Annotated in this window: 7 protein-coding genes and 1 pseudogene; 4 read left to right on the plus strand and 4 right to left on the minus strand. The window is 59.1% G+C overall.

Features of this window, described 5'->3' with window-relative positions; translation table 11 throughout:
• Window positions 1–211: 211 nt before the first annotated feature.
• The 3 genes and pseudogenes from NKJ20_RS33590 (at window position 212) to NKJ20_RS33605 (ending at window position 1,691) form a co-directional block, all read left to right on the plus strand.
• A complete protein-coding gene (locus NKJ20_RS33590; protein WP_352453838.1) occupies window positions 212–445 on the plus strand; it encodes a hypothetical protein in 234 nt (77 codons plus the stop codon).
• Window positions 446–863: 418 nt separating this feature from the next.
• A pseudogene (locus tag NKJ20_RS34305) lies at window positions 864–1,127 on the plus strand (IS630 family transposase); the annotation flags it as partial.
• Window positions 1,128–1,229: 102 nt separating this feature from the next.
• Window positions 1,230–1,691 carry a phasin gene (locus NKJ20_RS33605; RefSeq protein WP_352453837.1) on the plus strand — a complete coding sequence of 154 codons (462 nt, stop codon included), beginning with the start codon at window positions 1,230–1,232 and terminating at the stop codon, window positions 1,689–1,691.
• A gap of 456 nt (window positions 1,692–2,147) precedes the next feature.
• On the opposite strand, the gene NKJ20_RS33610 is transcribed toward NKJ20_RS33605, so the two are convergent.
• Together NKJ20_RS33610 and NKJ20_RS33615 are read right to left on the minus strand one after the other, a co-directional pair.
• Window positions 2,148–2,417, minus strand: coding sequence for an IS3 family transposase (locus NKJ20_RS33610; RefSeq protein ID WP_352453836.1), 270 nt, complete (start codon window positions 2,415–2,417; stop codon window positions 2,148–2,150).
• Window positions 2,418–2,511: 94 nt separating this feature from the next.
• On the minus strand, window positions 2,512–2,766 hold the full coding sequence (locus NKJ20_RS33615; protein ID WP_352453835.1) for a transposase: 255 nt from the start codon (window positions 2,764–2,766) through the stop codon (window positions 2,512–2,514).
• Window positions 2,767–3,258: 492 nt separating this feature from the next.
• Between NKJ20_RS33615 and NKJ20_RS33620 the strand changes: the two genes are divergently transcribed.
• A complete protein-coding gene (locus tag NKJ20_RS33620; RefSeq protein ID WP_352453834.1) occupies window positions 3,259–3,543 on the plus strand; it encodes a hypothetical protein in 285 nt (94 codons plus the stop codon).
• Window positions 3,544–3,969: 426 nt separating this feature from the next.
• On the opposite strand, the gene NKJ20_RS33625 is transcribed toward NKJ20_RS33620, so the two are convergent.
• Window positions 3,970–4,560, minus strand: a complete 591-nt coding sequence (locus tag NKJ20_RS33625; protein ID WP_352749892.1) for an RES family NAD+ phosphorylase — start codon at window positions 4,558–4,560, stop codon at window positions 3,970–3,972.
• Window positions 4,561–4,562: 2 nt separating this feature from the next.
• Window positions 4,563–5,273 carry an antitoxin Xre/MbcA/ParS-like domain-containing protein gene (locus NKJ20_RS33630; protein WP_352453832.1) on the minus strand — a complete coding sequence of 237 codons (711 nt, stop codon included), beginning with the start codon at window positions 5,271–5,273 and terminating at the stop codon, window positions 4,563–4,565.
• Window positions 5,274–5,838: the final 565 nt, after the last annotated feature.

The raw sequence follows: 5,838 nt of genomic DNA on the forward strand, positions 1-5,838 counted from the left end.
GCCGATCGGGATACCGATCTGCAGCAATACCTGGAGGGGGAGGATTCGCTGCGTGCACCGAACTTTCGCGGCGGTCCCGTGTTCCCAATCGAGATACACAAAAAGCTAGCTGCACCTTTCGGCATCACGCGGACGTTGGATTTCTGAGAAAGCGCGAGCGTCAATTTTCCCGTGAGATAGGCACGCTCCACGGCGAAAGGAGTGCCCCGCCATGACCGTCCTCGCCCACAACCTTGCCAATGACATCAAAGGATCGTGGAGGGTCGTCTTCGTGCCGGACGAACTGCATCTGTACGTGAAATTCAGCCAGCGAGACGCCGACACAAAGCCGGTTGATTGGATGAGCGTTGATGATTTCCTTGCATGGCGGCCGAAAGGCGCACTCCACAAGCGAGCGCGCGACAGCTTGGTTTCGCTCATTTGCAAGGCGTTGACAGGGCGATGAGACAAGGGAGAACCCGCGCCGAGATCAAGTGCGAGCGCCGCGGTGGGATTCGACGTTCCGAAGGCACCGCGACGATGCCGCCAACGCGATAGCTAAAGCTCTTATCGGTGAGGCGCGCGGGCTTTGCTTTGAAGCGTCAGCGGAGCGACATTTGCACCTTTCGCTCGGTGATCGCATCTTGATCCTGACGTGATGAACGCACTGGCTGATTACGCTGGGCGGCGCGAGGTGGCCCGTCTTGCGGTTATGCTCGATCTGGGCAAGCTGCTGCGCTGGATATTCAAAACCGTTGCTCCTGAACTCAGCGCAGATAGCGAATCGTCCAGGTTTCCTGGGAATCGACGACCATGTTTGAGCATGAATCCGCCAACCTGCTGACGATGCATGACCAGTGTATCGACCGCCGCTGAGCAGGCGCACACCAGATCCCGCATGGGCACCCCGAGGCGAGAGGATAAAAGCCAAGGCGCCGAACGACCATTGGAAGATCGTGACCTTCCTGGCGGCGCTGCGCCACGACCGTGTCGATGCACCATCGCTCATCGACGGACCGATCAACGGCGAGAGGTTCAAAATCTATGACGACAAAGTTCTCGTCCCCCCTCAACCCCGGCGACATTGTCGTCATGGATCATGCCTCGGCAGGCGAAAAGTTCAGCGGGTTAACGCTCGGATAAAGAGGATGGTGCGTCGCACAAAAATATTGCAATGCACTACAAATGCCGTAACGTCAGTTTCGTAGATGAATGAGACGGCTTTTGTGAAGGGCCGCCCGCTGAAAAGGATGGAAACTATGGCCAAGACCGCTGACACCGTTGAAAATTCCGAATTCCCGACCTTCGACCCGTCGATGGCTACCGACCAGATCCGCGCTGTCGCCGAAAAGGGCCTCGAGCAGTCGAAAGAAGCCTATGCGAAATTTGCCTCAGGCACCGAGACGACCCAGAAGGCGCTGCAGTCGAGCCTCGAAACCTCCAAGACCGTCGGCAACGAGCTGTCGCTGAAGACAATTGCTGCTCTGCGCGCCAATACCGAAGCCGGCTTCTCGCACCTCGAAGCCCTGGTTGCCGTGAGGGCGCCCTCCGAGTTCCTCGAGCTGCAGGCTGCCTTCTTGCGCAAGCAGGTCGAACTGACCGTAGAGCAGGCCAAGGAATTTCAGGCCGTGACGACCAAGGCTGCCGAAGATATATCCAAGCCAATCAAGGATGTCTTTGAAAAGGCGATGAAGGATCTCAAGGTCGCCTGATTGAGTCTAGGCGATCGGAGATACCCGCAAAACGACGCCCTTCTCCAGCCGCCTTTTTCTTTTGGGCTGACCGGCTATGTGTCTCTTAGGTCAGCTTTGGAAGGCGGGCCTCGGTTTTTGATCGCTGGTCGTCTAGCGACGCGTTCATGTCTCTGATGGCATCGATAATTTGCTCCAAGGCTATTCCGAGCTGACTTGAGCGCGGACTGGCTCGCGCGGCGGAGCTTGCCGTCCAGGGCAACACCTATATGCGAGGTAGCCGAGAACGATCCGGAGCTTAAGCGCGCTATCGAGGCGGCAGAGCAGACCCGAGAGGGGCCGGCAGAAGTGCAGGGCAAAACCCCTGCAAATGTCGATGCCGTGACCGAACAGCAGCGAGATCGTCGCCCCGAGGAGGCCGAGCGCCGGCCGGACGAACCGTCCGAGCAGGCTCACTAACTGGGTCGACCGTAGATGCTACAAATCGGCTGCAGGATAAGTTAGACAGCGACAAGGAGGCCGCACAACGAAGCGCCGCCTGATCCTGGGCTGCAGATCATGCTCGTGCATCAGGCGCCGGATCTTCTTGTGGTTCACGACGAGGCCTTGCTGACGCAGCGCAGCGCCGACACGGCGATAACCGTAGAACTCGAACTCGTCGCTGATCGAGAACATTGCCTCGACGATCGCGGTGTCGTCGGCCGGGTTCTCCAGGGGATCGTAGTAGGTGGAGCGCGCGATTCCCATCAACCGGCATCCTTCGGCAACGCTGATGCCGCAGGGCCGGTGATGACGGATGTAGTCCCGCTTCTCGGCCGCGGTGCGTTTCTCAAAGCCCCCTTTAGAAACTCAGTTCCAGAGCCTGCTTACCGACCAACCGTTCGAGCGCTGCGATCCGTGCTTCGTATTCCTGGATCAGGTCAGCGGCCTGCGCATCATCGTCGAACGCTCCTTGCTCATATTTGCGCACCCAGATGCGGATCAGGTTGTGCGAGACATCGTGATGCTTAGCCAAGCCGTGCAGCGTCTCGCCGGCGATGAACTCCTGCGCGACCTGGCGTTTGAACTCGATGCTGTGACTGCGGTGCTTTGCCATGGGTTCTCTCTCCGAAAACCCGGAAGGCTGGTCAATCCACACATCCCGATCTGTCCACCCTCAGGGGCGCACTCCAAAATGCCGGCTTTTTTGGCCGGCTTTTGGCCGTTCTGATAGTTGCGGGCCTGCGCCACTCAAGCCGTATGCAAGGATAAGAAAATGGCAGACGAACCGAACCGGAATCCGACTGCTGATGAAATAGCCGGCATGCAGTGGTGGAATTCACTTACCGAGACTGAGCGCGCGGACTGGCTGGCCCGGGCGGATTCGGCAGTGCCTGCCGAGGCTTGGGCAGCATATAAACGTCAAGGAACGCTCGAGCTACAACCTCCTGGCGGGATCCACTAGACCGGCTGACAGTCGCTCGCGGGAAGGTGGCCGGCGCCGTTTGGGGGGCGTTGGGGTAGATTTGCCTGTTAGGCGCCGGCCAGGCGGGATTGGGGTCTCCCGCCGCAGGAAGAAGCTAACAGAGGCAAGTGAAGTGGGTATGGCGTGATCGCGGAAGGTGGCCCGGAGCACGGCACCGGCCTCTCCGGAAATCGCTTGCTAGTAGCGCCAACCTTGCTTGAATTCGTCGATGAACCATCGCTCGACGTCGTCCCGCACCGAAGTGCTGCTTCGGAATTTCAAGTGGCCCGGCGACTTCTGCTCAAGCCAAGAAAAGAAATCGGAAAATCTTGGATTCTCTGGCTGATGAGGAAGCCCGCGCTCTTCAGCCCATTTTGTGCAAAAGTAGCGAACACCCTGTTCTGCTTCATCCCTAGTCATGACGGGTGATCACCCAAAGGCAAGTCTTCTGTTCCGACACAAAAGCAAGGCGCCTCCGACGCTGGTGCGTTCGAACGGCAGCGTGCTAGCCATCCGCGTCCCGCCGATCAATTTGAGACGGCAATTGAGACCGACAACCCGCCGAGCTTTACGGCCAAAGGAAAGTCGGCGGCCCATCTTTCAATGAGCATTGCCTGAACCCACCGACCTGCGGATTGCCAGTGGCCCCGCGATTCGCAGCTTTGCCGGAACAGAGGCGTGCCGTCTAGCAATGTAGGCGTGTACCGTTCCAGGTGCGGAAGTTTTCGAGACTTCTGCCTTAAACCCTCTCAGCCATTGCTCCAGATGTGATGTTTTCATGCCATCCTGCGTCACGCGCCAGCGCTCGCGTTGCGCAGCACGAGTGATCTAGGTTAGAGATAGCCCGACGGCTCCTTACGAAAGGTCGCCGCGGATAACCCGAACGTTCAGCTGCCTCAACGCCGGCACGAGTTCGGCATGGCGTTCGAGCGCCCTGGCCCGTCGGGCCTTGAGCCTGCCCTCCACGGCGCGGTCGTAGACCGCCACGCATTCCGCTCCGGTCAGCCGCGAATAGTAGAGGATCCCGTCAACTGCGAACCCGTTAAAGAGAGCCTGGCTCAGCTTCCGGCCTTCCTCCTGTTGTTTGGCACGTGCAGCGTCGGTGCTGATCCCAAGCCGCAGCAGGCCGGTGGTCCGGACGTCGATCACCGTCAGGGGCGACGTAGCAGAGACTTCGGACACGGCCCAGCCAGCGATTTCCGAGAGATGCAGCATGCGGTAAGATTTTCCCTCGAACCGGTCGCGAATAATCGTCTCGGCGATCGCCGTCGCCAGGTCGCGAGCAATGTAGAGGACCATGAAGGACCGGTCGGGGCTTGCGAAGCGCGATTGTCCGAACCCCATGCCCAATGGAGTAGCTGCGTACTCCTGTCGCATTGCCCGCAGGTAGTGTTGCGGCTGGAACCTAATTGCCAGGTCCGCGACGACTTCGGCGTCAAGCTCCACGATCAGCCGAAATCGAACTCGGCGTCAGCGACGACCTCATCGATGCGCCCAGCCTTGAGTCGGTCGAGCGGCGTTTCGCCGGTGTCGCTCACATGCTGCTGGGTCAGCCACAGCCACGTCGCACGAGGATTCCCGATGATCTTCGTGATCCGGGCCATGTCCTCAACAGGACGACCGTCGACGAATTGGGCGAGCGGAAATACGTGCTTCCGCTCGCCCTTGAGCAGTCCGATCACGGCTCCGCGCCTTTGCCAATCGTGCAGGGTCGAACGCTTCGTCCCGAACATCTTTTCGATCTCGCCGGGACCAGCGACAGGACCAGCCCAATCCTCAAGGCGTGTCGGTGTTGCATATTCAGCGAGGCGCAGCCGGCCCTCTTCAAGATCAAAGACCTTCCCGCGGCCTGCGCCCTGGCTGACCTCCACGGGCTTTTCGACCTCTACTGGAGCAAGTATCTTACTGGGTCGGGCGAGCTCCGTAACCACATTCTCCACTGCTCTCGCCAGTGCCTGTTCGTGCGCAGCGATCTGGCGCTGCTCGGCAGGGGACAGACGAGACGTTACCGCCGTCAGGGCGGCGACCGCCTTGCCGGCGGCTTTCAGAGCGGACTTGGATATTCCTGGATGGCGTCGCGATAACACATCGAGAATGTCAGCGACCGTCTCACGATCGACCTTTGCATCTGCGCGAACTGCCGAGTTGCGAGCGTTCATAACGACCACCATTGGCACCATATTTCTCGCCCTAGATAGTACGGATCGTCCGAAATGTCCAGATTGTAGTCTGGCAAATTTGCACCTGTTGCTGGTGATCTGGACCCATTCCGGACCTTCCTGACGCCGGATCGCTTTTCCCGAAAGGCGGCGTCCACAGAACCAACGCTCATGACCCGAAAGGACCTCTGACCATCGCATGGCGAATGACCGCTTCGCGCCCGATGCACGAACCCGCTTCGCGGGATGGTCGTCTAGTTCTGAGATGACGCGTATTCATAGGGAGCAGGTAAAGCCTGCGATCTGACCATGGAGTTCCCTTCAACGAGAGGAACTCGCCATGGCTACCCTGTCGACCGATGCAACAATCTCTCCACTTCGCCAGCGCATGCAGCAAGACATGCTGATGCGGGGCCTGGGTGACGACAACCTACGACGGACGGAAAGGATTTCCGATAGCTGAAGTGGCAGTTCTAGGACTTTTGAACTGTTCGCTTTCCAGTGCGGTTGCAAGGTCAGGTGTATCAAGCAACTGCTCGACCGCCTCGGCCTTTTCTGAATCCGG

It is taken from the genome of Mesorhizobium sp. M0185 (genome assembly GCF_040322175.1).
Lineage (GTDB): Bacteria > Pseudomonadota > Alphaproteobacteria > Rhizobiales > Rhizobiaceae > Mesorhizobium.